General features: G+C 39.9%; 29 protein-coding genes and 1 tRNA gene. 19 read left to right on the top strand and 11 right to left on the bottom strand.

The window, feature by feature from the left end; translation table 11 throughout:
- Positions 1-13: 13 nt before the first annotated feature.
- The 3 genes from H6G28_RS08525 to H6G28_RS37755 form a co-directional block, all read right to left on the bottom strand.
- Positions 14-151, bottom strand: coding sequence for a hypothetical protein (locus H6G28_RS08525; RefSeq protein WP_190670259.1), 138 nt, complete (start codon positions 149-151; stop codon positions 14-16).
- 158 nt (positions 152-309) lie between these two features.
- Entirely contained in the window at positions 310-540 is a 231-nt protein-coding gene (locus tag H6G28_RS08520) for a type II toxin-antitoxin system HicB family antitoxin (protein ID WP_190589937.1), read from the bottom strand.
- A complete protein-coding gene (locus H6G28_RS37755) occupies positions 537-755 on the bottom strand; it encodes a type II toxin-antitoxin system HicA family toxin (protein WP_190589936.1) in 219 nt (72 codons plus the stop codon). Before H6G28_RS37755 ends, H6G28_RS08520 begins: the two co-directional genes overlap by 4 nt.
- 277 nt (positions 756-1,032) lie before the next feature.
- On the opposite strand from H6G28_RS37755, the gene H6G28_RS08510 reads away from it, so the two are divergent.
- A complete protein-coding gene (locus H6G28_RS08510; RefSeq protein ID WP_190670257.1) occupies positions 1,033-1,923 on the top strand; it encodes an alpha/beta fold hydrolase in 891 nt (296 codons plus the stop codon).
- 133 nt (positions 1,924-2,056) lie between these two features.
- A complete protein-coding gene (locus H6G28_RS08505) occupies positions 2,057-3,061 on the top strand; it encodes a serine/threonine protein kinase (protein WP_190670256.1) in 1,005 nt (334 codons plus the stop codon).
- Here the strand turns inward: H6G28_RS08505 and rimM are convergent.
- Both rimM and H6G28_RS08495 read right to left on the bottom strand, forming a co-directional pair.
- Complete coding sequence (gene rimM, locus H6G28_RS08500) at positions 3,044-3,658, bottom strand: ribosome maturation factor RimM (protein WP_190589933.1); 615 nt, start codon at positions 3,656-3,658, stop codon at positions 3,044-3,046. The two genes, H6G28_RS08505 and rimM, sit on opposite strands and share 18 nt — an antisense overlap.
- A gap of 256 nt (positions 3,659-3,914) precedes the next feature.
- Positions 3,915-5,198, bottom strand: a complete 1,284-nt coding sequence (locus H6G28_RS08495) for a valine--pyruvate transaminase (RefSeq protein WP_190670254.1) — start codon at positions 5,196-5,198, stop codon at positions 3,915-3,917.
- Between the two features lie 211 nt (positions 5,199-5,409).
- On the opposite strand from H6G28_RS08495, the gene H6G28_RS08490 reads away from it, so the two are divergent.
- Positions 5,410-6,519 carry an S-(hydroxymethyl)glutathione dehydrogenase/class III alcohol dehydrogenase gene (locus tag H6G28_RS08490; protein WP_190589931.1) on the top strand — a complete coding sequence of 370 codons (1,110 nt, stop codon included), beginning with the start codon at positions 5,410-5,412 and terminating at the stop codon, positions 6,517-6,519.
- On the opposite strand, the gene H6G28_RS08485 is transcribed toward H6G28_RS08490, so the two are convergent.
- Positions 6,494-6,760: a hypothetical protein gene (locus H6G28_RS08485; protein ID WP_190670252.1), complete on the bottom strand. Its 267-nt coding sequence runs from the start codon at positions 6,758-6,760 to the stop codon at positions 6,494-6,496. The two genes, H6G28_RS08490 and H6G28_RS08485, sit on opposite strands and share 26 nt — an antisense overlap.
- A gap of 333 nt (positions 6,761-7,093) precedes the next feature.
- On the opposite strand from H6G28_RS08485, the gene H6G28_RS08480 reads away from it, so the two are divergent.
- From H6G28_RS08480 to fghA, 8 genes are all read left to right on the top strand, one after another.
- Entirely contained in the window at positions 7,094-7,453 is a 360-nt protein-coding gene (locus H6G28_RS08480) for a hypothetical protein (protein WP_190670250.1), read from the top strand.
- A 16-nt stretch (positions 7,454-7,469) separates the two neighbouring features.
- The gene (locus H6G28_RS08475; RefSeq protein WP_190670248.1) at positions 7,470-9,515 is read left to right on the top strand and encodes a hypothetical protein; all 2,046 of its coding nucleotides are present in this window, start codon (positions 7,470-7,472) and stop codon (positions 9,513-9,515) included.
- Positions 9,516-9,517: 2 nt separating this feature from the next.
- A complete protein-coding gene (locus H6G28_RS08470) occupies positions 9,518-10,162 on the top strand; it encodes an OmpA family protein (RefSeq protein WP_190670246.1) in 645 nt (214 codons plus the stop codon).
- Positions 10,163-10,184: 22 nt separating this feature from the next.
- Entirely contained in the window at positions 10,185-11,669 is a 1,485-nt protein-coding gene (locus H6G28_RS08465; protein WP_190670243.1) for an EH signature domain-containing protein, read from the top strand.
- Positions 11,670-11,761: 92 nt separating this feature from the next.
- Complete coding sequence (locus tag H6G28_RS08460) at positions 11,762-12,421, top strand: Uma2 family endonuclease (RefSeq protein ID WP_190670241.1); 660 nt, start codon at positions 11,762-11,764, stop codon at positions 12,419-12,421.
- Positions 12,422-12,472: 51 nt separating this feature from the next.
- Positions 12,473-12,952 carry a DUF29 domain-containing protein gene (locus H6G28_RS08455; RefSeq protein WP_190670239.1) on the top strand — a complete coding sequence of 160 codons (480 nt, stop codon included), beginning with the start codon at positions 12,473-12,475 and terminating at the stop codon, positions 12,950-12,952.
- Positions 12,953-12,972: 20 nt separating this feature from the next.
- Complete coding sequence (locus H6G28_RS08450) at positions 12,973-13,452, top strand: DUF29 domain-containing protein (protein WP_190670237.1); 480 nt, start codon at positions 12,973-12,975, stop codon at positions 13,450-13,452.
- A gap of 31 nt (positions 13,453-13,483) precedes the next feature.
- The gene (gene fghA, locus H6G28_RS08445; RefSeq protein ID WP_190670234.1) at positions 13,484-14,326 is read left to right on the top strand and encodes an S-formylglutathione hydrolase; all 843 of its coding nucleotides are present in this window, start codon (positions 13,484-13,486) and stop codon (positions 14,324-14,326) included.
- A gap of 4 nt (positions 14,327-14,330) precedes the next feature.
- Here the strand turns inward: fghA and abc-f are convergent, their stop codons facing one another.
- The 4 genes from abc-f to H6G28_RS08425 all read right to left on the bottom strand — a co-directional run bounded on the left by abc-f (position 14,331) and on the right by H6G28_RS08425 (position 20,553).
- A complete protein-coding gene (gene abc-f / locus H6G28_RS08440) occupies positions 14,331-15,938 on the bottom strand; it encodes a ribosomal protection-like ABC-F family protein (RefSeq protein WP_190670233.1) in 1,608 nt (535 codons plus the stop codon).
- A gap of 488 nt (positions 15,939-16,426) precedes the next feature.
- Positions 16,427-17,020, bottom strand: coding sequence for a Uma2 family endonuclease (locus H6G28_RS08435; protein WP_190670231.1), 594 nt, complete (start codon positions 17,018-17,020; stop codon positions 16,427-16,429).
- 46 nt (positions 17,021-17,066) lie between these two features.
- Entirely contained in the window at positions 17,067-19,772 is a 2,706-nt protein-coding gene (locus H6G28_RS08430) for a CBS domain-containing protein (RefSeq protein ID WP_190670229.1), read from the bottom strand.
- A gap of 544 nt (positions 19,773-20,316) precedes the next feature.
- Positions 20,317-20,553 (bottom strand): hypothetical protein, encoded by a 237-nt coding sequence (locus H6G28_RS08425; protein WP_190589923.1) that lies wholly within the window; start codon positions 20,551-20,553, stop codon positions 20,317-20,319.
- A 128-nt stretch (positions 20,554-20,681) separates the two neighbouring features.
- On the opposite strand from H6G28_RS08425, the gene psbZ reads away from it, so the two are divergent.
- The 8 genes from psbZ (at position 20,682) to H6G28_RS08385 (ending at position 25,944) form a co-directional block, all read left to right on the top strand.
- A complete protein-coding gene (gene psbZ, locus H6G28_RS08420; RefSeq protein WP_190589922.1) occupies positions 20,682-20,870 on the top strand; it encodes a photosystem II reaction center protein PsbZ in 189 nt (62 codons plus the stop codon).
- 223 nt (positions 20,871-21,093) lie between these two features.
- A complete protein-coding gene (gene ribH / locus H6G28_RS08415; RefSeq protein WP_190589921.1) occupies positions 21,094-21,651 on the top strand; it encodes a 6,7-dimethyl-8-ribityllumazine synthase in 558 nt (185 codons plus the stop codon).
- A 137-nt stretch (positions 21,652-21,788) separates the two neighbouring features.
- Positions 21,789-21,860, top strand: a tRNA-Gly gene (locus tag H6G28_RS08410).
- Between the two features lie 244 nt (positions 21,861-22,104).
- Entirely contained in the window at positions 22,105-22,245 is a 141-nt protein-coding gene (locus tag H6G28_RS08405) for a hypothetical protein (protein WP_190589920.1), read from the top strand.
- A gap of 132 nt (positions 22,246-22,377) precedes the next feature.
- The gene (locus H6G28_RS08400; protein ID WP_190589919.1) at positions 22,378-22,785 is read left to right on the top strand and encodes a hypothetical protein; all 408 of its coding nucleotides are present in this window, start codon (positions 22,378-22,380) and stop codon (positions 22,783-22,785) included.
- 4 nt (positions 22,786-22,789) lie between these two features.
- Positions 22,790-24,055 carry a glutamate-5-semialdehyde dehydrogenase gene (locus H6G28_RS08395; RefSeq protein WP_190589918.1) on the top strand — a complete coding sequence of 422 codons (1,266 nt, stop codon included), beginning with the start codon at positions 22,790-22,792 and terminating at the stop codon, positions 24,053-24,055.
- A gap of 129 nt (positions 24,056-24,184) precedes the next feature.
- Positions 24,185-25,345, top strand: a complete 1,161-nt coding sequence (locus H6G28_RS08390; RefSeq protein ID WP_206758257.1) for a hypothetical protein — start codon at positions 24,185-24,187, stop codon at positions 25,343-25,345.
- Between the two features lie 11 nt (positions 25,346-25,356).
- Positions 25,357-25,944 (top strand): ABC transporter permease, encoded by a 588-nt coding sequence (locus tag H6G28_RS08385; RefSeq protein WP_190589916.1) that lies wholly within the window; start codon positions 25,357-25,359, stop codon positions 25,942-25,944.
- Positions 25,945-26,664: 720 nt separating this feature from the next.
- On the opposite strand, the gene H6G28_RS08380 is transcribed toward H6G28_RS08385, so the two are convergent.
- The gene (locus H6G28_RS08380) at positions 26,665-26,937 is read right to left on the bottom strand and encodes a GlsB/YeaQ/YmgE family stress response membrane protein (protein ID WP_190589914.1); all 273 of its coding nucleotides are present in this window, start codon (positions 26,935-26,937) and stop codon (positions 26,665-26,667) included.
- Positions 26,938-26,998: the final 61 nt, after the last annotated feature.

Here is a 26,998-nt window from a genome sequence, read left to right as displayed (position 1 = left end):
CAAATAATTTGGATTACTTAACAATAGTGCGATCGCCTGCTCTTTCAGAACTGAGCCATAAAGGTTGTCTGTTCAGAATGGGTGTGAGGGTGTGAGGGTTTAGGGGTGATGGAACTTTGATTAAACAGTGATTTTGATAGTTATTACTCATCACTTTGTTAAAAACCTAAACTTGTCAGTTTACCGCTTCACCTTTCCCAAACCCTTGATTTTAAAATAGAACCACAGAGACGCAGAGGACACGGAGGAATGAGAGTTTGAGAGAGTTTTTGCGTAAGTCCTAGAAGTAATACACGAGCGATCGCTTAATTAAGCTACTTGCAACGGTTTTGTAGGCAGCATTCGGGGTTCTGGCAGTGGGATATTATCTTCCATCAGCATTTCTACAAAAGCTTCAATTACTTCCTGACCATTTTTGGCAGCTTCCTCGTAAGTCCTACCATGAGTATGAAATTGTTGCCAGGGAAACTCAGGCAAGTGAACCAAGAAAAGTTGATCTTCTTGTGACCATTGAATCACCATGCTGTAGTGATAGATCATTCCTCATCTTCCTCGTTTGCAAGTTTTTCGAGTTCTTCCAACTTTTTCAGTACTCGTTGAATACCTCTTTCTAAATATAGTGGAGCATCATCACCATCTTTGCCAGGAATAGTAAGAGGTTCTTCCGGTAGCATTGGATGTTTCCAAAATGTATGACTTCCTTTGCCTCGTCCTGGCTGAAGGATAAGTAAACACGCAAAATTAATTACAGTCATTGCGAGCGAAGCGAAGCAATCCCAGCCCTTGCGATTGCTTCATTTCGCTTCGCTCCATTCGCAATGACTTTGTGTAATTAATTATGTTTAACTACTTATACCCAGCTTTTGCCACCATTGCTTTTAATTCTCTGATTTTTTTTGGCATTGCCCCTTAGCTATCAATTCCTCGCGTATTAGTGCGATCGCCTAGTGAGTGAAGTAACGCACAAGCGATCGCATTGCCCAAAGTTCTCTAGACTTTACTATATAAAGTAATAGTTTAGGAATCTTAATAATGACCTTAACCACCCAGCAACTACCATCAGTCGATTTAGAAAAATTTATTTGGACTTGGCAGGGGCATAAAATTCAATATACCGTCATGGGTACAGGCAAGCCCTTAGTATTAGTGCATGGCTTTGGGGCTTCTATTGGACATTGGCGGAAAAATATCCCGGTGTTAGCCGAGGCTGGTTATCGGGTATATGCTGTAGATTTGTTGGGTTTTGGCGGTTCTGATAAACCACCATTAAATTACTGTGTAGAAATCTGGGTAGAATTACTCAAAGATTTTTGGACGGCGCATATTCAAGAACCTGCGGTATTTATCGGGAACTCCATTGGCGCACTGATCAGCTTGATAGTATTAACAGAACATCCTGAAATTAGTGCGGCTGGGGTGTTAATTAACTCAGCAGGTGGTTTGAGTCATCGTCCCCACGAATTGAACCCACCACTACGTATTGTGATGGCGACTTTTAATCGTGTGGTGCGATCGCCTTTAACTGGTAAATTTGTGTTTAATCGCATCCGCCAAAAATCTCAAATTCGCCGCACTTTATATCAGGTTTACCGCAACCGGGCTGCTGTTACTGATGAATTAGTTGATTTACTTTATACACCTTCTTGCGACCCAGGAGCGCAACAAGTGTTTGCTTCCATCCTGACAGCGCCGCCAGGCCCTAGCCCAGAGGAACTTTTACCCAAAGTTGAACGTCCTTTATTAGTGATTTGGGGCGCTGATGACCCTTGGACACCCATTACAGGGGCAAAGATTTACGAAGAGGCGCGTGAGAATGGCAAAGATATCAAAATTGTTCCCATTCCTAACGCCGGTCATTGTCCCCACGATGAAGTTCCAGATATTGTCAACACCCAAATGATCAATTGGTTAACACAAATCTGAAGTGTGAAGTATGAAGTGTGAAGTCTAAAGTGTTAATTTCAGACTTCATCCTTCATACTTCATACTTTATTTGCCGGGTGAGTACCTTTTATTTTGATTGCACTTTGACCAAATCAAACTCAGGTGGTGTGTAATGGAGCTTGATGTGCGTAATAAAGGGACAATTCCCGTAATTCACCATCCCTATTTTTCTGTACAAGGCTATCGAGTGATTCGAGAATTGGGACGTAATCACGCAGATAAACGTATTACTTATCTTGCAACTGACTGTAAATCTCAACAACCAGTAGTCATCAAAGAGTTCAATCTTGCCCATGAAACTACTGATTGGTCAGGTTCAAAAGCTTACGAACGTGAAATTGCTATCCTGCAAAAACTCCAGCATCCCCGCATTCCCCGCTACATAAATTCTTTTGCAACCTCAAAGAATTTTTATCTAATTCTAGAGTATAAAAATGCTGTACCTTTGGGGGCAAAATATAACTTTTCTCCGACGGAAGTTAAGCAGATAGCCATCTCACTTTTAGAAATTTTGGTTTATTTGCAACAACAAATTGACCCAATTATTCATCGGGATATTAAACCAGAAAATGTTTTAGTTGACGAACAACTCAATGCTTATTTAGTTGATTTTGGTTTGGCTCGCCAACAAAATGCCAAAATCGCTTTCACTACCTTATCTGCTGGTACTCCTGGTTTTCTTCCCCCAGAAGAACAGTTTGGTGATGCTTTGACAACAGCTTCAGATTTATATAGTGTTGGCGCAACATTGATTTGCTTACTCACCAATACCCAAACAGTGAATATTGGTTATGGTGGTTTACAATTTCCCAAATTAGCAAATTATCTCCATCCTAGTTTTCGGTCTTGGTTGTGGACGATGGTACAACCTAACTGGAAAAACCGTTATTCAAATGCAGCAACAGCTTTAGCTGCACTCAAATCAATTCCCGTGACAGGTAAGGCTTCTGTCATTGAAATTTTACTGGCTGCAATCAAGTTGAAAAAACGTACAGCGATGTTAGCCTTAGCTGGGTTGGGAATGTTAGCAGTCGGACTAACAACGTTAGTTTTTTCGCAACCAGGCGGCGCAACCCAGCAGTTAGAAGAAAGCCAATCTTTAATTGATTTCCAGTAAACCCGGTGGTGGTAAAATTTCCACGCGCCGAGATGGGATATCTACAACTGGTGTGATTTCTTTGACAAAGGGAATTAAAACTTTTTTGTTGGCTTTTTCATGATTGAGTAATTCGACTTCCAGTAAATCATTACCAGCAGGGATGACATCTACCACTTTCCCCAACAATTCACCGGATGTTTGTAAGAAAACTTCCAAACCAATTAAATCCACAACATGATATTCATCTTCGCCTAATTCGGGGCGATCGCTTGCCGGCACAAATAACCGACAATCACGCAATTCCTCAGCTTGGTTACGATTGTCTACACCAGCTATGCTAATCACATACAAGTTTTTTCCTTCCAAATAACGCCCATCCAATAATTCTATTGGTTGCGGTTCTGTTTGGCCAGGACGCAATAACCAACGTGTTCCCGGTTCTTCAAAGCGTTCAGGAAAATCCGTTTCTGGATAAACTCGTAATTCCCCAGCCAACCCTTGAGGCGCAACAATTTTCCCAATTGCCAACCAATCATCTAAATTGGGGAGTGGGGAGTTGGGAGTTGGGAGTTGGGATTTTTTTTCAGTTTTTTGATTCTTCGGTTTTTTGGTCATTGGTGATTATTCTTCTCCTAGTGTCTACCGTGTACAAAAAAATCTTCGTGTGGTAAGCCTATCCCGCCTCGGAATAAATTCCGAGTCTCTTAGCGCAAGTCCTCTCAAGAGGACTCAAGGAAAAATCCAGTCCACGAAGCGTGGACTTTTGCTATGAGCCTGGAACTTTAGTTCTAGGCGGGATATGGTTTCAATACACAAATTGCTCCTTGTGTATACACTGTAGCCCTCTTCCCGACTCCCAACTCCCTAATTTTCACGCACTCACCGCCGCCTGCTGATAAACTTGCTCGGCGACTTTGGCGAGACGTTGCATAGCAGCTACAATCTCAGCATCACTGCCTGTTAAGCTAATGCGTAAACATTGGTGTTTGTGTGACCATTCTTCTTGTAAACCAGGGAAGAAGGTACTACCAGGAACCACAATTACCCCGACTTTTTTGAGTTCTTGGTAAAATTCCCAATCAGTGATGGGTAAATCTTTCAACCATAACCATGCAAAGATTGCGCCTTCACCACGGTGGAGGAACCAAGGTAAATCTTTAGGCATAGCAGCATCTAGAGTAGTTTCTAGAACTGCAAATTTGTTTTGGTAAAAAGGCCGAATGACTGTTGCAGCAATGTCTACTAGTTTACCGGAGTTGATCGCACGAGAGGCGATCGCCTGTCCATAACGAGAAGCATGAATACACAAGTTTGTCTGGAAGGACTCAAGTACTTGAATAAACTTTTCATCACCAATTGCTACACCAATGCGTTCTCCTGGTAAACCGGCTTTAGATAAACTCATGCAGTGAATAATATTTTCCCCAAATATCGGCTCCATCTCTGTGAAATTTAACGCTGGGAAGGGAGGCGCGTAAGCAGAATCAATCAACACAGGTACATTGTGAGTTGCAGCGAGGGCAGTAATTTTATGCACTTCATCGGCTGTGAGGACGTTACCTGTGGGGTTACAAGGACGAGAGAAGATAATACAACCAGTTTGTTCTGACACCGCCAATTGGCTAAAGTCGGGGCGATATTTAAATTTGTGGTTAGCTGCGTCTATATCTAGAGTTGGTTTGTAAGCAATTAACGCCTCTGGTTGCAAACACACGCCGCCATAGCCTGTGTAGTCGGGACTGAGTGGTAAAACAATTTGGCGCAGTTCACCGTTGCTGGCGGAACCACCAAAGGAATTTGCCGCGTAGAAATAAAGGCTTTGGCTACCGGGAGTAATTAAGATATTGCGAGAAGTTAAGTTTAAACCATAGCGTTTGTTGAAGTCATTAGCGATCGCTTCAATTAACGGCGCATAACCTTGACTTGCACCATAGCGACAAACCACTTCCCCATATTCCGAACTCGCCAACAGTTCTGCCGTTGCATCCCGCCACAACTGTTCCACCTCTGGCAAAATCAACGGGTTTCCCGCACTTAAATTAATTAATTCCTGCCCCTGACTCGCCTGCAACGTTTCTACAATGTCCTTCATAATCGCTCGTACACCAGTGAGGTTGGACATTTGAGCGCCAATTTTCGTTAGGGCAGGGTTCATAAGCTTTGTAGAATTAGAATTAACTGAGATGTTGACAAAATTATAAAATTCATGCGGCGGATAGATATCATCTTCCAAGTTTGCCGCCTGTAACTAATGTACCAATCTCACAAGAAAATGCAATTTTAGATAAAAAAGATTCTTCTCAACATCAATCGAGATAAACCCATAAGATTTTATTAATACAACTTATATCTAGGAGGGCTAACTCGTGGAAGTAAAAGCCGCAGTAGCTTATGGCGCGGGGAAGCCGCTAACTATTGAAACTGTGCAATTATCAGGGCCACAAGCAGGGGAAGTTTTAGTAGAAATTAAAGCTTCGGGAGTTTGTCACACCGATGCTTATACGCTGTCTGGTGCTGATCCTGAAGGTTTATTTCCGGCAATTTTAGGTCATGAAGGCGCGGGTGTAGTCGTCGAGGTGGGGGCTGGTGTCACCAGCGTCAAACCAGGAGATCATGTCATCCCACTCTACACCCCAGAATGCCGCCAGTGTGAATATTGTCTCAGCCTCAAAACCAATCTCTGTCAAGCAATTCGCTCTACCCAAGGACGCGGTGTAATGCCCAACGGTACGAGTCGTTTTAGCATTGGTGGGGAAATGATTCACCATTATATGGGTACATCCACCTTTGCTAATTACACAGTATTGCCAGAAATCGCTGTTGCCAAAATTCGAGAAGATGCACCCTTTGACAAGGTTTGTTACATTGGCTGTGGTGTCACCACAGGTATAGGTGCAGTGATTTATACCGCCAAGGTAGAACCGGGTGCAAAAGTTGTAGTCTTCGGTTTGGGTGGTATTGGCTTAAACGTCATCCAAGGAGCGCGGATGGTAGGAGCCGATATGATTGTGGGAGTAGATATTAATCCCAGCAAACGCGCCTTAGCCGAAAAATTTGGGATGACGCACTTTGTTAACCCTAAAGAAGTGGAAGGTGATTTAGTTAGTTATTTAGTTGATTTAACTAAAGGCGGTGCAGACTACACCTTTGAATGTATTGGCAATGTTAACGTGATGCGTCAAGCTTTAGAATGCTGCCATAAAGGTTGGGGTGTGAGTGTCATTATTGGGGTAGCTGGCGCAGGACAAGAAATCAGCACACGTCCGTTTCAATTAGTTACAGGTAGAGTCTGGAAAGGTTCAGCTTTCGGTGGTGCAAGAGGACGCACAGATGTACCGAAAATTGTTGATTGGTATATGGATGGCAAAATTAATATTGATGATTTAATTACCCATGTAATGCCAATCGAAGAAATTAATCATGCTTTAGAATTAATGCACAAAGGTGAATCTATTCGCAGTGTTGTAACTTTTTAGATTCAGTTAAGAGAATAGTAATTTGGGTGTAGCGATCGCGTAACCCAACAAAGTCTTGATAATGTTGGGTTCCGTTCCTCAACCTAATTAATTTAATTGCTACCAAACTTGGGAGATGCCAATGATTACTACCAGTGAAGTGATAAGCAATCCTCAAGAAACACCGCTTGCAGAAAAGCGCGGATCTTGGCTTGGCAAATTTTGGTGATTTTGGTTGGGGTAAGGCAGAAGGTAGTCCCAATGAAACTTATTTCATAGCCAAGCATGAAAGTGTGACTAGTATTTTTACTCAGCACTTTCAAGTCACTTGCAATTAATATATTTTGCATTTCCTCAAATTCATTTAATAGAAGTGTGAAAACATTTTTCTCGGCTAAATGATTGCAGTTCGCAACACCTTATAGGTCTTAGGCTAAATCAGTATTGAGGCAGGGTGGACACCCAAAGCAGTAACATCAATATTTTTTCAAGAAAGCATAAACAGTCATGTCACCAAAGTGAATGTGCTTTAAAGTATTGAAATTTATGTTTTTTTCGTGGTATATCTGTATCCAAGTTTTGTCCAGAAACTTTCATGATTCAGCAATCAAAAATTCTTGAAAGATTGACACCATCTTTTCGAGAATTAGTCGAAGAAATTATAGCCGTTAATCAGGCCTGGAAATTAGCTGGAGACATGGATAACAATGTCTCAGCCATAGCATATTCACTAGCTGATTTAAAAAACCGTTTACAAGTAAAACTTTTACGTAGCTATGCTCCCGAAAAAGTTTATTTGCAAATCGATAGCACTGTCAGCACACAAATGGAAGAACTCTATGGGCTAATTCTGCGTGAACCAATAGGAAACTATTGGAACGCAGCACATCTTCCGGTGCGTGTAGCTCTGGAATTATTGTCTCCTCAAGAACTTGAACAATTCACAATCGAGTAAGAAGTTTAAAAGAAATATGATTCAAGCTTTGCTGAACATTTTTTGGCAGAATACTATTTTTCATTGGGCTACTGTGAGTTTGTTAATTATAGCGGCAATCCTCGAAGTTATATCTATCTTTAAATATAAGCATTCTATAGCTAGACAGATTGACCTAAATAAAAAAATTATTTCTTACTTAGAGGGACAAAAGCAGAGAATTGCAGAACATGAAAGTCAAAATCAAGGACTATATGAATTAAACCAAATTCCCAATCGCGGGTTATCTTGGTTCAAAAAGTATATGGTTGGAACATCTACAGAAGATGGTTTTCAAGCAAGAATTGAAGGAGGAAGATTTGTATTAGTACAATATCCGGCGATTTTAACTCGTTCTATTCCTAGTAGCTCTTTGCGTTTTGTACCTACCATTCTCATTGCCATTGGTGTTTTAGGAACTTTCTATGGAATTCAAGAAGGATTATCAAAAATAAACATCAGCAATATTGATCAAGACACTTCCAATTTACTCAACGCCAGCGTCCAGCTTCTTGAAGGGATGAAAACTGCTTTTTCTACCTCATTAATGGGATTAGGTTCTAGCAGTGTATTCACCATAATTCTGGCAGTTATGGAAGTAGTAAAACGCCAACCTTCTCAAAAATTACGTAGTCGGCTAGATGAAATTGCTTTTCTAGAAAGCCCTGGAAGACTTTTATCTCGTTTGAACTCTGATGCTACTGAAAGAGCAGCAGAAAATCTTAGTAATGCTGCTAACAGTATGAGGACTTCTTTTACAGAATTAATTGAAGTGCAGCGTCAATTAAGACCTGATGCTATTGGTAGAGAAGTTGGAGCAGTCATGTCTCCCATCTTTGAGGATATTCGACAAGAATTATCAGTGTTGAGAGAGATTAAAAATGACCAAGGTCAGGAAATTCTAAAAAATCTTATTGAACAACAAAGAGAAGAATTAATAAAACCAATCATAGCTGAATTACGCCAAAGCGCACAATTAACTCAAGAAGCTTCTCAAGCCGTTAGAGAACTTAGAGAACAACTTGGGGGAATTTCCCAAAGTCTCAGCCAATCTATTATTACTATCCAACAATTTCAACAAGAGACTTTGGTTCAGCTTCGAGAATTTGCTGTTAATTTACAGTCTATATTTAATGAGTTTCGCACTGATACTCAAGGAGTGATGGAACGTGTTTCTACTGAAATTCAGTCAGCTGTTGCTGCGAGTATTCACGCTATAGATTCTCAAAGAACTGCTTTTGAAAGTAGTGCAAATCAAGCAGCCAATACTTTTAGAGGAATTCGAGAAGATTTACAAGCAGCATTACACACGCAAGCAGAAACAGAACGTCAAATGCTACAGGAGTTTCAAGACAGAACCTTAGCAATTATCACTACACAAACTGAAACTATTACTACAGTGGGAAATGAAGCATCTCGGTTAATGGATGGAGCTAGAGAAAACTTGACAGCAACGCTTTCAAATATTGATATGATGCTGCAAAATACTCGCATCACTGTACAAGAACAATTAGAGCAATTTCGTCTCAGTTATCAAGAAGCTCTACAAGAATTTTTCGTTAGCCAAAATCAGTTACTAGAAGAAACTTTAGGTGAACAACGTCAAGGACTAGCTCAGGTTGTCAATGATTTACAGAGTGCCTTTCAAGAAGAATACCAAAGACGCTCAAGTTTAGCTACAGAGATGGAACAAAACCTCACAAGAATTGAAGAAACTACTCGCATTGTTAGTAATTTTGCTGAGAAAATAGGGTTGATGTCAGGAGAAAGGCTAATACAAATCCAAGAGATTACCAGAGTGCTAGGTCAAGAAGCTACTAGAATTGAAAAGACATACGCAGGTATGATTCAACAGTTGAATCAAGCATTGGAAAGCAGCAATCAACATTTAGTTAGTTATTTACAAAAAGCATCTGAATCTGAGATGCAATTTTTCACTCAAGCTGACGTTGCAACTGCAAAAATTTCTAATCAATTACTACAAGCTGCTAATTATTTAGTAGCGGCTGAAGCTAATCGTCGTCATCAATCTAATGGTCAATAATTATGGATAATTTTAGCGACTGGGAATATGAAGCGGACACAGACGACTATAATTCCAGTGTCTTACTCTCCATTGGAGATATGATGTCTGGATTGTTAATGATATTCGCTATCCTGTTCATTACAGTTTTATTACAGTTAAGTAAAACTCAAGCTTCTCGACAAGGTTTAATTGAGGCAGTAATTTATGAATTAAAAAAGAATGATATTAATGTAGAAGTAAATCCTAAAAATGGTGAGATTAACTTAGGGGAAAGCATTCTATTTGCAGAAAATAGTGCAGAATTAACTGATAATGGTAAAAAATTTCTTCGTTCATTTATCCCTGTTTATAGTGATATTATCTTCTCACAATCTTCATTTAAAGAAGTAATAACAGGAGTAGTGATTGAAGGACACACCAGTTCTAAAGGAACCGATGACGCAAATCTACAACTGAGTTTGTTGAGGTCTTTTTCAGTTGCTAAATATATCTTTTCTCCAGAGATGAAGTTTAAAACTCAATCTCAAATACGTCAAATAACTACTGCATCTGGGAGAGGAGAAATTGAGTCTCGTCAAGATATTGATGAGCCAAAGGATAGAAAGGTAACTTTTCGTTTACAGTTCAAAGGCGATGATTTGTCTCAAATTTATATAAAAAAGTGACTTTTGCAAGAGAGCAATAAAAATGATGAGTTTTCGGATTTTATCTTTAGAACAGCCAGAGTCAAAACAACCAGCAAATTTACTTAAATTAGCCAATAATCTCAGGAATACTCAACAATTTACGCAACTGTACAATCTCCCAACAATAGAAATAGATGCTTGGCGTTCTTTAGATGAAATTATCGACTCCATCCAATTGGGAAATACTAACCAAATTACACGCCTAGAATGGGTGTATTGCCTATACAATAAAGCTCAATGGGACTTGGAAAACCCGGAAATCAGCCGGGAAACTTCAGCGTTGATTTGGCAAGCAGCACTGACTAATTTATGGCTTCAAAAAACTTTGTTATGGCTTGTAGTGATAAATTCTAGCGAATCACAGCAGATTATTAGTAAATCTTTAGTAGAAACTTTTTCCATTTTTGTTAGTCAAGCCAAACAAGATAACTCTCAAATCATACAAATTATACAAGCTATCACCAAAGGAAATTATCAACAATTAGCTCTACTTGCAGGTAAACACAACCTCACACCTCAAGAATTACTGAATAACGCCAATCTTCCCTCTACAATTCCTACAGTTCATCAAGCTTTAAATCATGTTGTCAGAATCTTTGTAAAAAATAAACAGTCAGAATGGTTACTGCGTTGCTTTGAACAAATGTCCCAAGAACAACAATGTCAGCAAGTCAATAATTTACTAATAACAGTAAGTGCTGAACAAGGAAGTCGTTTTGTATCAGTAGTAGAATGGTTGCGTCAGAATTATGGGCCGCGTACCATTAATTCAAGATGGTATGAATTATCGCAAAAAGCTCAGTCAGCACTCCGTCAATGGATTGGTGCGGCTACTTGGGGAGATTTTGAAAAACTGATTAACCTGCTTTTACAAGATCAATATCGTTACCCAGAACGTGAGAAAAGTCAGCTTGAAAGTCGCAAGGGTTTTTGGTCAAATTATAGCGATCGCTTTGAACGTCTCCGCATCTTAATACCAGAATCAACCAGATGGATAAGTCAGGAACTAACGCGAGATATCGATATTGACGAAAGTAGTCCGACAGAAGTTTGTATCTTTGACTTTGGGGATTTGTTTATTGTTGAGTTCTTTCGGGGGCCTGGAAGTGAAATGCTTCTGTTTAAGCGAGATCAATCTCCCGATTTTGAAAAAACTTTATTTGAATCTAGAGAGTTGTCTATCATAGAGATTCGCCGTCTTCTTCGTTTCGGAGGAAAGATTCATGATCATGTTTACCTATGGCAATATTATGCTGAAAAATTGCTGAGAACACAAAATCGTATTTACCCTAATGACGGGACACGTTACTTCCAAGGACTCCCTGCATTTTGTAATCGATATAGTCGAGCAACAGGACTACCCGTTCCTTCACCAGATAAACAGAGAAAACGTGAAGAGAATTTAGTAAGCTGGTACGAAAACATGGAAAGGCTATATCGAAGACTTGGTATTGAGAAATTCCTAGGTAGCCGTGATGTGTTGTAACTTTTTAGATTCAGGAATTTTGGTTAAGGGTGGGGAAAGCACGCCCCATATCTACTAATTAATTTAACTACTATCAAACTTGGGAGATGCCAATGATTACTACCAGTGAAGTGATAAGCAATCCTCAAGAAACACAACTTGCAGAAAAGCGCGTCACACTGAATAACATTAGTTGGTCTGCTTATGAGCAAATTCTTGATGCTTTGGGTGATAATCGCGCAGCCCGACTGACATATTATCAGGGAATGTTGGAAATTATGACACCTTTAGAAGAACATGAAAATGCTAATTGTTTAGTTGGTCAATTGATTGAGCTACTAGCAGAAGAACTCAACTTTAATCTCAAAAGTATGGGTTCAACTACACTCAAGATTCCAATTCTCAAGTCTAGTCCAGAACCGGATAAATGTTACTACATTCAAAACGAGCCTGCTGTGAGAGGTAAAACAGTCAATTTATCCGTAGATCCACCTCCAGATTTAATCTTAGAAGTAGATATCACCCATACAGATATCAATAAAAAACAAATGTATCAGGATATAAAAGTTCCTGAATTTTGGCGTTACAACGGGACAAAATTAACTATTTACCTTTTAGAACAAGGCGAATACAGAGAATCAGAAACTAGTAATACATTTGCGATATTAACTAAAACAATGGTTTATGATTTTTTAGCCCAATGCAAAATCCAAGGCGAAACTCAAACTAAACGCGCTTTTCGGAAAATGCTGCAAGACCAGATTCAGCAATAGTTTAGCTATTGGTGATTATTTAATGACATAAAAATTGAATAAGTTTTAATTATGCAAACCCCACAAAGCAAACAAACAAATCTCTATGAAACTGATTTTTATGCTTGGAGTCAGCAACAAGCTGATTTACTGCGTCATCAACAATGGCATCAACTTGACTTATCCAATTTGATCGAGGAAATTGAATCATTGGAAAGAAAGGAACGCCAAGAATTGCGAAATCGCCTCAGCATTTTAATTGCACATTTATTAAAATGGGAATATCAACCGACAAAACGCAGCCGCAGTTGGTTATCAACAATTCGCATTCAACGGTTAGATACTGCGGAAATAGTCGCAGAAAATCCTAGTTTACAATCCTATTTACTAGAAATTGTGGATAAAGCTTATATAAAAGCGATTGCTTTAGCTGCTGGAGAAACTAACCTCCCGATGAAAACTTTCCCCCAAAATTGCCCTTATTCCTTAGAAAATATTTTAAGCGATCGCTTTTATCCTGGCGAACCATCAAGCGATGATTTGATGTCATAGAAATTGACTTTTATTAAGCCATGCAAACACCACAAAGTAAACAAACAAATCTCTATGAAACTGATTTTTATGCTTGGAGTCAGCAACAAGCTAATTTACTACGTCATCAACAATGGCATCAACTTGACTTATCCAATTTAATCGAGGAAATTGAATCATTGGGGAGAAAGGAACGCCAAGAACTGCGAAATCGCCTCAGCATTTTAATTGCACATTTATTAAAATGGGAATATCAACCGACAAAACGCAGCCGCAGTTGGTTAGCGACAATTCGCATTCAACGGCGGAATATTCTCAAATTGCTAGAGGAAAATCCAAGTTTAAACTCTTATTTAGAAATCGCAATTCAGGAAGCTTATGAAAATGCTAGAGATTTAGCATCAGCAGAAACAAACCTTCCACTTTCAACATTTCCTCACCAATGTTCCTATATCTTCGCTGACATTTTTAACCCAAGCTTTTATCCTGGTGAACCTGCAAGCGATGATTTAATGGAATAATAGCGATCGCCACAAATTCGCTACACAAATCATGACGCATCTGCAAATTCTCTCCGAATATAAATGCTTTGACGGGAAACTCGGCTTTTACTCTCATACTTCTGCAACTTGTCACAGTGAAATGCGCTTTGCTGTTTATCAGCCTCCCCAAGCAGCACAAAAATCAGTCCCAGTCCTCTACTTCCTCTCTGGTTTGACTTGTACAGAAGAAAATTTCATGGTCAAAGCTGGGGCGCAACGCTACGCCGCCGAGCATGGTTTAATGTTGGTAGCACCTGATACTAGCCCCCGCAATACAGGTATTCCAGGTGAAAATGATGCTTGGGATTTCGGCACAGGTGCAGGATTTTATGTTGATGCTACCGCAGAACCGTGGCGATCGCACTATCAAATGTATAGTTACATTGTCCAAGAATTACCTGCTATCATTGCAGCTAACTTCCCCATCCAAGCAGACAAACAAGGTATTTTTGGTCACTCTATGGGGGGACACGGGGCGTTAGTTTGTGCTATACGTAATCCCCAACAATATAAATCAGTATCTGCTTTTGCACCCATCGCTACACCAATGAATTGTCCTTGGGGACAAAAGGCTTTTAATGGTTATTTAGGCAATCATCAAGATAGTTGGCGTGCTTATGATGCCAGTGAATTAATCAAACAATTAGGCTATCATAGTCTCATTTTAATTGACCAAGGCACGGCAGATAAATTTTTAACTGAACAACTAAAATCAGAAATATTTGAAAAAGCCTGTGCTTCTGTAAATCAACCCCTCAACTTACGTTACCAACCCGGCTATGACCATAGTTACTATTTTATTGCTAGTTTTATTTCTGATCACATTCGCCATCATGCAATCGCGCTGAATTAAAACTTTAACACTGACCAATTTCTTGATAATATTGCTCAAGCTGATTGGGTAAGTAGTTTGTCATTTGTAAACTTTGCTGTTTCACTTGCCAACTGTGGTTAATATTGATGCGACTTAAAAAATCAATATCATGAGAAATGACTAATAAAGCGCCTTGATATTCATTGATGCCGATGACCATTTGTTCTACAGTTTCAATATCAAGATTATTAGTTGGCTCATCGAGAATTAGCAAGTCAATTTCGGATATGCTAATCATAGCGATCGCTAGTCTAGCCAACTCGCCACCACTTAACACAGATGCTGATTTATGCACATCATCATATTTAAATAAAAAGTGTCCTAGTTGTTGACGCAATAACTGATAACTCAAATTGGAATTAGCAGATTGCATATTTTCGAGAATTGTCTGCTGACGATTTACGAGTTGATAAGTTTGGTCGAGATAAACAGCTTTCATGACAGGTGTAATTAAAATCTCACCTGATTCTAATAACACTGTTTCCTTCTCCATTCCCAAAATAGCTTTAGCAAAAGTCGATTTACCTGAACCATTTGCCCCAATAATAGCAATACGTTCACCAGAAGAAATATGTAACTGAATATTTTGGATTAGTAGCCGATTAGCCACCCAAAGATTTGCACCTTGAATAGCAATTAAATTTCTGTGTTTATAGTTTGTTTCCTCTAAATTAATGCTGGTGACTTTGGTAGTTTTAATTTTTGTCTCTGCAACTTTTTGGGTTGCTTTGGTTACAGCCGCTTCATGTTTTGTTTTAGCTGTTCCTGCTGCGACTTCGGCTTTAGTTTTAATTAATCCAGCCGCCATTCTATCAATACTACCATTCAGAAGCTTGGCTCGACCTTGACGTTGTGCTTGGGCGGCGCGTTGCTGTTCTTGCATTGCTGTAGCTTGGGTGCGTTTCAGTTCCTTTCTAGCTACTTCGTGCGATCGCATTGCCACTTCTAATTCTATTTGCTTTTGTCGTCGATAATCAGAAAAATTGCCTCCATATACTTTTAATTGATTGGGGGTAAGTTCCCAAGTCACATTAGTTACTTGATCTAAGAAAAAAGGTTTGTGGGAGACAATGACATAAGCACCAGCAAAATTTATCAGAAACTGTCTCAAGTTTTCTAATGTAGGTAAATCTATATGATTTGTTGGTTCATCTAGCAACAATAAGTTTGGCTGTTGTGCTGAACCAATTGCTAAAAATAATTTTGTCAATTCTCCACCGCTTAAATTAGCCATTGGTAATGATAAATCAATGGTTGTATTGAATTGGGTTTGTAAAATCTCTTCAATATTCCACCATTCATCAGCAATGGAAATTAAATAATTCAATACCGTATCTGCATTAATTGATTCTTGAATAGTACTAATTTGGGGTAAATAGTAAACGCTACCATGCCGAAAAACAGAACCGGATTTAGCCTGAATCTGTCCTGAAATTATCTTTAATAGCGTTGATTTTCCAACACCATTGCGACCAACTAAAGCAATGCGATCGCCTATTGTAATACTAGCTTGAATCCCTTGAAACAATGGCTGCATATCACTGAGTTCATAACTTAAGTTCTCAGCGATTAATATTGATTTTTTCTGCATTATTACCAAACCTCAAATTATCAATTTTCACCCATATAACTTACGCATAAATAGTGTCTGTGAAAATGAGTGTAAGAGTGAAAGGATATGGGGTGTCAGGGTTTTGAATAAGTACACCCCTATACATCTAACCCCTTGGTTGTTCATCTCACTGCGTAATTTCTAACTTATATATGCACAAAGATTACGGGTGAATTGAACAGATAAAATATTCAGATGCAATCACATCTGCATCAAGAATCAACCACAGATAAATGCGGTTAAATTCACAATATTGAAGATAAAAACAAAAACTCTAGCTCATGATTATTTGAAGTAAACCTGTCAAACTTGGCGTATTTATTCGGTTTTGACAATTTTTGTCTGGTACTACTTCATTTCAGCTATCTCGATGATATGTGATGAGGTTTGATATACACTACAGTGTAGCACAAAAGCATTACGGAAAGCGAAGAATATTCACAAAGATGTAGTTGGTGTCACAAAAATTAAATCTCTTCTCCTGCTGGTTGCAAACTCACACCTTCATAAATATCCCTCAAGGGAATTTCAAAATCTACTGTTTGGAGTGATAAAACTGCATCTAGTGACTCATATTCTGTTAATACCCATTGATTATTAGCATTTTTAGCGTAATGCTCAACTAAATATTCATATTGATTAACGATAATATATTCTTTGAAGGTGGGTATAGAACGGTAAAATCTAAATTTATCAGTTTTATCATGGCTCTGTGTTGATTTAGATAATACTTCTATAATGACTTGAGGATTTGTGACTGTAGTAGTGCTATTTCCTTCATATATTGGTTCTCCTTCAATCACCATAGCGTCGGGATAAGTATAGATACGGTAACGAGATATCCACAATCTTACATCGACCATATAAATCTTGTAATTTTTACCCCGCATCTTAAATTTGAAATTAGTGCAGAAGTTTCCCACTATTTCATTGTGGCTTGTAGTGCAACTTGCCTTTGCTACAATTTCCCCATCGTAGTATTCATGTTTAAATTCCGATGTCTCTTCTAGTTGGAGATACTCTTTGGGGGTATAGGATTTTTTTGGTGTTGGAATTTGCATAAATTTTTCACGCAGAGTCGCAGAGTCGCTGAGATGAGAACAGAGTTTATTGAGGATAATTATTGGCTAAAAATTGTTCGGCTTCAGGTTGATTTGTAATTACTCTATCTAACGTAGCGGCAAGAATATCATCAAGAATTTGACGATATTGAGGGCCTGGCTTGTAGCCTAATTGCTTCAGGTCGTTACCATTTAGAATGGGTTGGATGTGAGTCAATACTGTTAAGTAATGCCAAATTTGTTTTCTGAGCGATCGCGGGCTTTGTAAGGCGATTAAAATCAGCATTGGTAAGTCATACTTTTTCAATAGCTGCACAATTTGACTAGGACGCTGCAACTGCGGTAACAACTCCCTAACTTCTGCTTGGGCTTGGGCTAAATTTTGCAAGCGATGAATGCTATCGTCTTGTAATTGCAGATTTTTGGCGACTTTTTCCCGATATTTTGGTTTGAGGTGGGCAATTAAAGCTTCTAGGCGCATTTGCCAGTGAACAAGGGTGAGTTGGGGATCAAATCTGTGCAGACAGCGTTCTAATAACCGCAGTTGACGTAAAAGTTCCGCATCTAAGGTGAGGGTGGAATGGATACACTGTAAAGCTTGTAAGTTATCGAGTAATTGTAAAGCTGATTTCCAGTACGGCGCTTCCAAGATATGTTTAAGTTCAGTTTTCAGCCGAGTTTGCAAAGCGGGAGTTCTGCTATTGTGTTGAGCAGTGCGATCGTAAACACCACTGTTAATTGCATAGCGAATATATTCTTCTGTTCGCGGTTCAAAATCAAAGCCAAAGCGCACAGCAAAGCGCACACCGCGATAAATCCGGGTAGGATCTTCAATAAAGCTATTGGCGTGCAGAACCCGAATTTCCTTGGCTTGTAAATCTAATAAACCACCAAAAAAATCGAGTAATTCACCCGCACGGGGAGAAGTTAGCCGCAATGCCAGTGCATTGATAGTAAAATCCCGGCGGTACAAATCTTGACGAATGGAACTCGCCTCAACTTCAGGGTTTGCGGCTGGGTAAGGATAAAATTCTGTTCTAGCGGTGGCAATATCCACCCACAAGGAATCTAATTCTGCATCTTTATGCCACAACAAAGCCGCAGTTTGAAACGCACCATGAATTTCTAACCGCGCGGCTGGGTAGAGTTCTTGTAATGCCTTTGCTAATTCCACTCCAGCACCAACATCTGCTGATTTATGAAAGCCATCAACAACCAAATCAATATCTTTAATCATTAATTGGTCTGCTGTTTCGGCTAACAGCAAGTCCCGCACAGCACCACCAACTAGGTAAAGATGCCAACCGCGTTTTTCTGCTGCTTGGGAGGCTTTGGTGAGTAATTGCCACAGTTGGGGTGCAAGACGTGATTGTAAGTTAGTGGTGAGTAGGGAGTGGGGAGTGGGGAGTGGGGAGTGAAGAGGATTGAAAGTTTGAAACTCGTCATCAGCTTGATGTAACTCCCGTAGGACATCGGTACGGGTGACGATACCAACTAATTGCCCATCTGCTAACACTGGTAAACGCCCAATATCATAAGTCACCATCAGCGACTCGATTTGTGGCAGGGTGGTATCTGGGGTGATGGTTTTGAGATTGATAGTCATGTAACCTTTGACTGGCGCATGACTAAAGCCGTGGTGAAAGGCAATATCCAAATCTCGCCGGGAAATAATGCCGACTAACTGTCCTTGGGCATCAACTACAGATAAACCAGAATGCCCATAACGTAATAAAATTCGCTGTGCTTCGGCAATAGTAGTTTCTGGGCGAATAGTGCGGACTGGGGAAGACATCAAATCTCTGGCGGTGAGGGGATGGGGAATGGAGGCTTTTAAACCTTCTAAAAGTTGTTCTAAGGTGGCTTGTGTATCGACTCCCCGCAAGTTGAGTGATGCAGCTTGGGAGTGTCCACCCCCGCCCAAGGGTTGAAATAACAAGTTAAGATTGACACCAGGAATTTGCGATCGCCCAATTACAGTTAATCTTGATTCATCTTCCCCCAATGGATATTCATTGACTAACAATAAAGCATCAATTTCGGTTAACTCGACTAACTGCGATGCTAAACTCGATAACCCAGGCACAAAAGCAGCAGTTTTTAAAGTAACCCAAGCGATCGTATAACCCCGTAAGCAAAGATATTCTAATTCCTGTAAGGCTGTGGTTAATAGCTGTTGCAACTGCGGTGATAAACCAGGGTCGCGGTAAGTTGAAATCACAGGTAAACTTGCGCCTTGCTGCATCAACCAAGCCAAAGCTAAAGCATCCCTGGCGGTTGATAAGTCATAAGTTAATGAACCCGTATCTACATGGATACCCAAAGCCATCACAGTAGCTTGGGATGGGGTGAGAGAAATTTGCTGTTGTTGTAATTGCTCCACCATAAGAGTTGTACAAGCACCCACCGGGGCAATATGCAATTGCGTCGCCGGAATATCGCCCTCTTGCCCTAAGTGATGGTCATAAACTACAATTTCTTTCACACTGGGTAAATCTAACCATTCAGCTGCTTTACCCAGGCGATCGCGGTGTTGTGTATCCACCACAGTAATCGAACGAATGCTTTGCGGATTCACTGAACGTCGCTCAATTAACGGATACTCATCTCGATGTAACGCCAAAAAATCTCTCACAGGTGGATGTGCGCCGCCTGTTAACACAATCTTACTTCCCGGTAGCAAGCAAGTCAGCCCAACCGCCGCCCCTAAAGCATCAAAATCAGCCGTTGTGTGGCAAAGAATTAAATCCATAATCCTTAGTCATTGGTCATAAGTCATTAGTACCTAAACAAAGAACAAAGGACAAATAACCAAAGTGTATCAATTTCTGCTAGGTTAAAAAATAAGGAAAAACTGTCAGTGTCGCCCTTTAGCTGAAGCCGACAGAAGCCCCACGCCTGAACCGATAGGGCAGCGTGGCACGGACACTTTGCTCAAGTCGGGAAACCCGCCCACGCAAGTGTCCTCGTGAATGGCAGGGTGACGACGAGTTGACCCCCGACTGTTATCAACCGTTAGGTTGATCAGAGAGAGGGGTCGGGGAGGAGTCACCAGTTTTTTGACTAGGCAACCTATCAATCCAATCTTCAATAAGTTGCGTGACCGTTTTTTCTCTGTCCTGTGCATAAGTCTTGAGCTTGTCGTGCCTTCTAGAAGATATACGAATATGTAAATCTTTTTTACTCATAAGTATGTTCGCATTATGTACATACTTATAGTAATATATAAATGGTCGTTGACCCACCCACACGGCTGTAAACAACACAAAGTAGCGGTACGACGCTTGCGGATGTAACTAGCGTGAGTAAGGGGGAAGGAACATTGCCAACTGGTAAGCCATTGCTGTAATTCCATGTGATGTTGTACGTAAAACAATTAAAGCTTCGGCTACGCTCAGGGTTAAAGCTGAACGTAGCCGAATGGTTAAACTGCCTGCGGGAGGCGGGCGGCTGCCTGGGTTCTGGATTTGACCAGATAAAGGGGAGAACCCCAGAGATGCTACATAAGACTCAGAGCGTTTTTGGTAACGCACATTGTTTAACAATGTTCCTAACAGAGCAGTGGCAAGTGAGACAGGAAGCCTACACTTACTGCTTGCAGAAGTGTAGGTACTTCACGATATTCTATCTTTAGTATTACGCTGTCTTGGGAGAAGCAAAAATGACCATAATATTCCAGTTCGCTTTAGTAGCTCTTGTTTTGATGTCTTTTGTACTGGTTGTTGGTGTTCCTGTTGCCTATGCTACCCCACAAAGTTGGGTGGAATCGAAAAGATTATTGTGGCTAGGTTCTGGAGTTTGGATTGCCCTAGTAGTGGTGGTTGGTATATTAAACTTTTTTGTAGTCTAGGCTCTTGACAACAGTCTCAGAAAATTAAGATATAGCTAATAGCAAAAGAAAAAGGTAAATGGTTTTATTTACCTTTTTTCTCATTTCTGGTAGATATCGCAGAAATAAACTCAGCACTCAGCACTCAAAACTTAGCACTTTCCTAATAATTGTGCGCTTCATCTCAACCATCGGCAGAGAAGAAATGTATATTGACAAGAGTATAGTTGATTAAGAGGCAGTCATGGCAGTTTTTGAGGGAACTTTTACTCAAACTGAACCCTTGCGTTTTGCGGTGGTGATTGGTCGATTTAATGACCTGGTTACTGCAAAGCTGGTGGAAGGATGTCAAGATTGCTTAAAACGTCATGGTGTAGACCCCAACCCCCACGGTAATCAAGTCGATTATGTTTGGGTTCCGGGAAGTTTTGAAGTGCCAATTGTTGCCCGTCAACTAGCACTTTCCCAGCGTTATGATGCGATCATTTGTTTGGGTGCAGTTATTCGCGGACAAACGCCCCACTTTGATTATGTGTCTTCGGAAGTAGCCAAAGGCATTGCCGCCGCCAGCTTTCAAACCGGAGTTCCGGTAATTTTTGGCATTTTGACAGTAGATACAATGCAGCAAGCCCTAGAAAGGGCAGGAATTAAAGCGAATCATGGCTGGGATTATGCCATGAACGCTCTAGAAATGGCCAGCCTGATGCGGAAGTTACGCTCTAACCTCACAGAGACGTACACTTTAAATCCCCAGCCTTTACCTGCTGCTCCAGGTCAAGAGTCCATCGTTAACAGTCAGTAGTCAATGGTCAATGGTCAATGGTCAACAGTCAATCGTCTAATAATAAAGCACAAATGACAAATGACAAATAACCATTGACTAAAACTTAGGGGTTGACAAATCAAAAAATATCTGACAGTATAGTAAATGTGAAGTTTGCGGGTATAGCTCAGTGGTAGAGCGCAACCTTGCCAAGGTTGATGTCGCGCGTTCGAATCGCGTTACCCGCTCTAAAAAAAGTTAAATTATAAGTTATCAATTGGTTGAAGGTAATAAGCTTTAGCCGATGATGTTTTTGATTAAGTGAACGAAAATCAGGAAAAAAATATCCTGCTTTCTGTTTCATGCTCGGTAGAATTTAAAAAGTGTTCCCAGAAAAATTACTAGGTTGTCAACGTAGCCTTGGGCAACAGTTGGTTTTCCTAGTGGTTGCGGCGTAAGCTTAGAATTGTATTAGATATGTAAGCACAATAAATGCCCCACAAGTTGGACGATATTACTTTGAAAGCCACAGATGCACAGCCGGAAATTTTGCAACAAGATTGCCAGCTACAGCACCAGACAACAGATACATATACCTATTTTTTTAAAATTGGGAATCAACGCTGTTGTTAATGATGGCAGTATTTACCTGACTTCGCTATTTATATAAACAGTTGCTTGTGAGATGAACCAATTCCCAAGGCATTTAGCCGGGAAAGGAAATCTCCAACTTATGAAAAACACGCTCAAGTTAGTAGAACGCTTGTGCATCATCAAAAACCAGAAAAAATTGACTTTAACCAGGAATATCCCTGTCCCTGTCGCCGTCGGGGACGGTTAGTTCCGATTACCCTTACAGAAGCATTTGGCTGCGATCGCTGTCAGCAAATCTTTGTTGTCCAAGATAATGGGCATATCCTCGAACAACTTTCGACCACTTATCCCTACAAGCGGTCTTGGCGCTGGACGGGAAATGCTTGGCATGTTGTTCATCCCCGCTTGGGAGAAAGCTATCTGCCCATCGCCCTCGGCATTATTTTTGTGCTAGTGATTATTTGGCTACCATTAGCATTGAAATTAGCCAAAGGTTCCAGCATTGTTGCTTGGGCAATAGTGGCAGTGATATTAGCTATTCTGCCAGCACTCATGGTCTGGCTTACCTACCGACGTTAACCCAATGACCGTTGAAGTTGTACAAGATTACCCTGAACCAATGAAAAGCGCCAAACGCGCTTTTCAGGCTTCCCTGAAGTTGGGTTTGACCAAGGGAGTAGACCGCAGTCGGGCTGTGTTGGCAATGGCGCAGGCGCTAGAAAGGTCTTTTGATGATATTTTAGAAGCCAATACTCTGGATTTAGAAGCTAGTAAAGAAATGGCTGTCCCAGAGTTGATTTTAGATTGGCTAAAACTCACCCCCACACGTCTAGAAACCACCGTCGAAATACTGCGGCGCTTGGGTGAACTATCAGATCCTCTGCGGCGGGTGAGGAATGCTGACTATCAACCAGAAGACTCTCAAAGTTACTCGCAATTGATGGCTTTGGGAGTAATTGCTTTTGTTTATGAGGCATTTCCCGATTTAGGTGCGATCGCCGCAGGTTTGTGCATTAAAACTGGCAATAGTATCATCCTTAAAGGTAGTACAGAAGCCAGTCATTCTAACGCTGCGATCGCTGAAGTACTGCAAAATGCCGTGGAAGAAGTGGGGCTACCACCTGGTTGCGTCGAACTAGTCACCACAGAACATGGTGCTTCTGTGCGGGATTTAGTTACCCAAGACCAGTACCTCAATTTAGTCATCCCCTACGGACGCTCCAGCTTAGTGCAGCAGGTCATGCGACAAGCCACTTGTCCAGTGCTAAAATCCGCAATGGGTAACTGTTACCTGTACTGGTCGCTCAATGGCAGCTTAGAGATGGTACGCTGGATGATTCTCGATAGCCATCAAAGCGAACCAGACCCGGTAAATGCGATCGAAAAAGTCTTAATTCACCGCCAAGCCATGCCATCATCGCTGTCGGTACTGTGGAATAGTTTGAAAGAGAAAGGCTTTGAAATCAAAGGTGATGCAGAGTTAGTCGAAGCCTTTCCCCAACTGCAACTAGCCAAAGACAGCGAATGGGGTAGTCCCTACTTAACGAAGACTGTGGCCTTTAAACTAGTGGATAGCTTAGAAGCTGCGATCGCCTGGATTAACCAATACAGTAGCGGTCATGCTGATTGTATTGTGACTGAATCTTATCAAGAAAGCCGACAGTTTGCCCTCGGCGTGAATAGCGCCTCCACCTACATCAACACTTCCCCTAGATTTTCACGCAACCCTTCACGGGGTGACTCAATATTCTTAGGGATGTCTAACCAAAAAGGCCACCGTCGCGGATTTATTAGCTTGGAAACCTTGACCACCGTCAAGCATATTATTCAAGGGAATGGTAGGTTTTAAACGTTACGAGTTGTTCTACATTTACAATCGTAATTAAATACTAATTCTTCACTTCTCCTACTAGGCAAAACTTGATAAACCGAGAGCTAAAATTATATGTCAAATCGACTCAAGCTTTTTAGAGAAAGGATGGCTGCTTTTGAAGGCGCAGCAGATCCATCAAAAGCAATTGAAAGTGGTTATTATGTCCACGCACCTGTTAAGTTACTGGTAGATCATATCTCAGGACGAATAGCTCTACGTCCATCTTCTTCCCATCTTTTGATAGGCGGTATTGGTTCAGGCAAAACCACTCAATTGTTGGTTGCTTGCGAAAAAATTAATGAGATAGAAGACATTTATGCAATTTACGTTGATGTAAGTCTATACACCGATATTTCTCAAATTTCTAGTGGCGTTCTGACGGCGATCGCTGGATTAGAACTTGCGAAACTTATGCAGGATAGTGATGATCCAAATATCCTATCTAATATTCGCATAATTCGTAACTTGGCACATGGTTATGATGGATATTACGATGATAACTATGACTATGACTATAACTATGAGCCAAATACGATCTACATAAAAGGTATTATTCCCAAGAAAACAGAGGGATATGGTATAAGTTCTCACCTAGTAATAACCGTTTATGAATTAACCAAAGCCACATCTGCAAAATATGGAAATATTGTTTTTCTATTTGATGGACTAGATAGGCTAGATGATGCTAAAACCTTTATGCAAATTGTATCTTCAGACGCACAAGCCATATCATCTATGGGTATTGGTTTAGTATTAGTAGGCCCATTAACTGCTATTTACGGTCAATCCCGTGATACAGTTGACAAAACTTTAGATTACTTCTACTACCAGCCGTTTTTTGATGTAGATAATGATACAGAAGCATATAATTTCTTTTCTAAAATTATTCAAGTTCGCTCATCTGAAGATTTTATAGAACAATCAGCAATTAAACTACTTATTCAGTTTTCTGGTGGAGTTTTAAGAGATTTTATTAGTTTGATACAATCATCTATTGAAGAAACATATTTATCAGGAGAAGATAAGGTAAATTTTAATCATGTTTTTCATGCTGTTGATTCTTTTGGCAGATATCAGTTATTGGGAATTTCAGACAATGAAGTAAAAATTATTAAACAAACTCTTGATACAGCAAAATTTATTCCTAGAACAGATGAAGATTTACGCTTGTTGGTAAGGCGAATAATTCTAGAGTATAGATATCCCAAAATACGTCATGTTGTTCACCCAGCTATTCAAGTACTAATTGATAAGATTGCCGCTTAATGTATATTTAGATGAGTAAATCAGTTTCCATTGATGAGTTTTTACAGCGAGTTGGTTCACAACCAGAAGCAAATACTTGGTCAGCACTGATTGTTTCTAATTCAGATGCTCAACAATTAGTAGATGATTTAAAAGACTCACTTAGCATTTTTGCAGAATGTGAAGTTGGCTGTCTTTCTGCAAATATTAATACTAGTAATCTAGTAGAAAGAATTTCCCATACAAATGAAGATTATTTAATTCTTTGGGACTTTGAGCAATGGGATAATCATAACTGGTATCAATTAGATTGCCAGAGAAGTAAACTGATGAGAAAATACGGGGTAGTTCTGATTTTATCTCCAGAATCAGCAAAAACTATGTTTTCTTATGCTCCGAATATTGTTAGCTGGTTGGGTTCTAGAGTATATTCCTTTTTAAAAGATACAGAATTACTCAGTATAGAAGAACGTCAGGAAAGACTAGAAGCACTTCGAGAATGGTCAGGTTTAACTGACTCTCAAGTAATTGATATGGCTGAAGCGCAAACTCTACCACCTGAACCTGAATATGCTGAATGGCTTGTACTTCTTGATAGAGGAGATTTAATTGAGCAGTAAAAGTGATTGGGAGCAAATTTGTGATCAGGTGCAAGAACGACTCTTGAAAAATGCTCCCATGACTGTAAAAAGTGCTAAAGTCTTGCGAAGTGAGATTTTTCAGTGTTTAACTAAAGCATACAATAATGGTCTATTAAAAACCAAGCTTCATGAAATTTAGAAGCTACTCAAAATAACTCCATCAACCCAAGGTATTATTGAAATTACTGGAGGAGAACGAAACTTTAAGAGAATTAAAGAAATCCCTCATTTTGAGAAAACTGACGGTTCCTGGTTTGATTTTGCAATTACAGTTAGCGAAAATTACAAACCTGCTGAAATTATTGCATTCGACTTTGAAATAAGATTTGTAGAAAATAAACCAATTAAATTTCTGCGCTTTGACCTGAATCTTCCTGGACATGATAACCAGGAAAGAGGAATAAGATTTCATTTGCATCCGAGTAGTGATGACTTGATGGTTCCTAGTCCTCCAATGTCACCTTTAGAAATTCTTAACTTATTTTTATATGGTCTGAAAATTCCCGAACGTCCTCGTAATTCTTAGGGAATTGTATCGCTCAAATACAGATGAAAATCCTGAGTAACAAAAAAAGATAATACAAGCTAAAATAGCGTTAGTTTTAAATAAACTAACGCTATTATTTTTCAAATAAATTCAGGAAAAATAGTAAAATCAACTTCCTGAAATTTAATATAAATTACAGTCAATTACATCAATTAAACAGCACTGCGACGAGTTAACAAATTCCACAAAAAGACAGCGATAATTGCACCCAAAACTGCCACTAAAATACCAGGTATACTAAGAGTTGGAGCCGCGAGGGCAAAATTTCCCGTACTGAAAAATACTCCTAAGCTACCACCAATAAACGCACCGATAATACCTAACAAAATTGTTCCCAAAATACCGCCGCCTTGATGCCCAGGGTAGATAGCTTTAGCAATAGCACCAGCAATTAAGCCTAAGATAATCCAAGCAAGAATGTTCATAATGTTTTTTGTTTGTATTAATGTTTTTTCTGACAATTACAGATTAACAAGTTCAATATGT

The sequence above is a fragment of the Nostoc sp. FACHB-190 genome, from assembly GCF_014696905.1.
Classification (GTDB): Bacteria; Cyanobacteriota; Cyanobacteriia; order Cyanobacteriales; family Nostocaceae; genus Nostoc_B.
Note: the sequence above shows the minus strand (reverse complement) of the source record. Positions and strands in the feature narration are given on the sequence as shown.

Excerpts from the sequence above, each read along its gene's own strand:
- H6G28_RS08395 (WP_190589918.1), top strand. The coding sequence starts at position 22,790 with ATGACCGTTGAAGTTGTACAAGATTACCCTGAACCAATGAAAAGCGCC.
- fghA (WP_190670234.1), top strand. The coding sequence starts at position 13,484 with ATGACGCATCTGCAAATTCTCTCCGAATATAAATGCTTTGACGGGAAA.
- psbZ (WP_190589922.1), top strand. The coding sequence starts at position 20,682 with ATGACCATAATATTCCAGTTCGCTTTAGTAGCTCTTGTTTTGATGTCT.
- H6G28_RS08470 (WP_190670246.1), top strand. The coding sequence starts at position 9,518 with ATGGATAATTTTAGCGACTGGGAATATGAAGCGGACACAGACGACTAT.
- H6G28_RS08460 (WP_190670241.1), top strand. The coding sequence starts at position 11,762 with ATGATTACTACCAGTGAAGTGATAAGCAATCCTCAAGAAACACAACTT.
- H6G28_RS08430 (WP_190670229.1), bottom strand. The coding sequence starts at position 19,772 with ATGGATTTAATTCTTTGCCACACAACGGCTGATTTTGATGCTTTAGGG.
- H6G28_RS08465 (WP_190670243.1), top strand. The coding sequence starts at position 10,185 with ATGATGAGTTTTCGGATTTTATCTTTAGAACAGCCAGAGTCAAAACAA.
- H6G28_RS08385 (WP_190589916.1), top strand. The coding sequence starts at position 25,357 with ATGAGTAAATCAGTTTCCATTGATGAGTTTTTACAGCGAGTTGGTTCA.
- H6G28_RS08495 (WP_190670254.1), bottom strand. The coding sequence starts at position 5,198 with ATGAACCCTGCCCTAACGAAAATTGGCGCTCAAATGTCCAACCTCACT.
- H6G28_RS08510 (WP_190670257.1), top strand. The coding sequence starts at position 1,033 with ATGACCTTAACCACCCAGCAACTACCATCAGTCGATTTAGAAAAATTT.
- rimM (WP_190589933.1), bottom strand. The coding sequence starts at position 3,658 with ATGACCAAAAAACCGAAGAATCAAAAAACTGAAAAAAAATCCCAACTC.
- ribH (WP_190589921.1), top strand. The coding sequence starts at position 21,094 with ATGGCAGTTTTTGAGGGAACTTTTACTCAAACTGAACCCTTGCGTTTT.
- H6G28_RS08480 (WP_190670250.1), top strand. The coding sequence starts at position 7,094 with ATGATTCAGCAATCAAAAATTCTTGAAAGATTGACACCATCTTTTCGA.
- abc-f (WP_190670233.1), bottom strand. The coding sequence starts at position 15,938 with ATGCAGAAAAAATCAATATTAATCGCTGAGAACTTAAGTTATGAACTC.
- H6G28_RS08525 (WP_190670259.1), bottom strand. The coding sequence starts at position 151 with ATGAGTAATAACTATCAAAATCACTGTTTAATCAAAGTTCCATCACCC.
- H6G28_RS08455 (WP_190670239.1), top strand. The coding sequence starts at position 12,473 with ATGCAAACCCCACAAAGCAAACAAACAAATCTCTATGAAACTGATTTT.
- H6G28_RS08520 (WP_190589937.1), bottom strand. The coding sequence starts at position 540 with ATGATCTATCACTACAGCATGGTGATTCAATGGTCACAAGAAGATCAA.
- H6G28_RS08380 (WP_190589914.1), bottom strand. The coding sequence starts at position 26,937 with ATGAACATTCTTGCTTGGATTATCTTAGGCTTAATTGCTGGTGCTATT.
- H6G28_RS37755 (WP_190589936.1), bottom strand. The coding sequence starts at position 755 with ATGACTGTAATTAATTTTGCGTGTTTACTTATCCTTCAGCCAGGACGA.
- H6G28_RS08390 (WP_206758257.1), top strand. The coding sequence starts at position 24,185 with ATGGCTGCTTTTGAAGGCGCAGCAGATCCATCAAAAGCAATTGAAAGT.
- H6G28_RS08475 (WP_190670248.1), top strand. The coding sequence starts at position 7,470 with ATGATTCAAGCTTTGCTGAACATTTTTTGGCAGAATACTATTTTTCAT.
- H6G28_RS08450 (WP_190670237.1), top strand. The coding sequence starts at position 12,973 with ATGCAAACACCACAAAGTAAACAAACAAATCTCTATGAAACTGATTTT.
- H6G28_RS08435 (WP_190670231.1), bottom strand. The coding sequence starts at position 17,020 with ATGCAAATTCCAACACCAAAAAAATCCTATACCCCCAAAGAGTATCTC.
- H6G28_RS08505 (WP_190670256.1), top strand. The coding sequence starts at position 2,057 with ATGGAGCTTGATGTGCGTAATAAAGGGACAATTCCCGTAATTCACCAT.
- H6G28_RS08405 (WP_190589920.1), top strand. The coding sequence starts at position 22,105 with ATGCCCCACAAGTTGGACGATATTACTTTGAAAGCCACAGATGCACAG.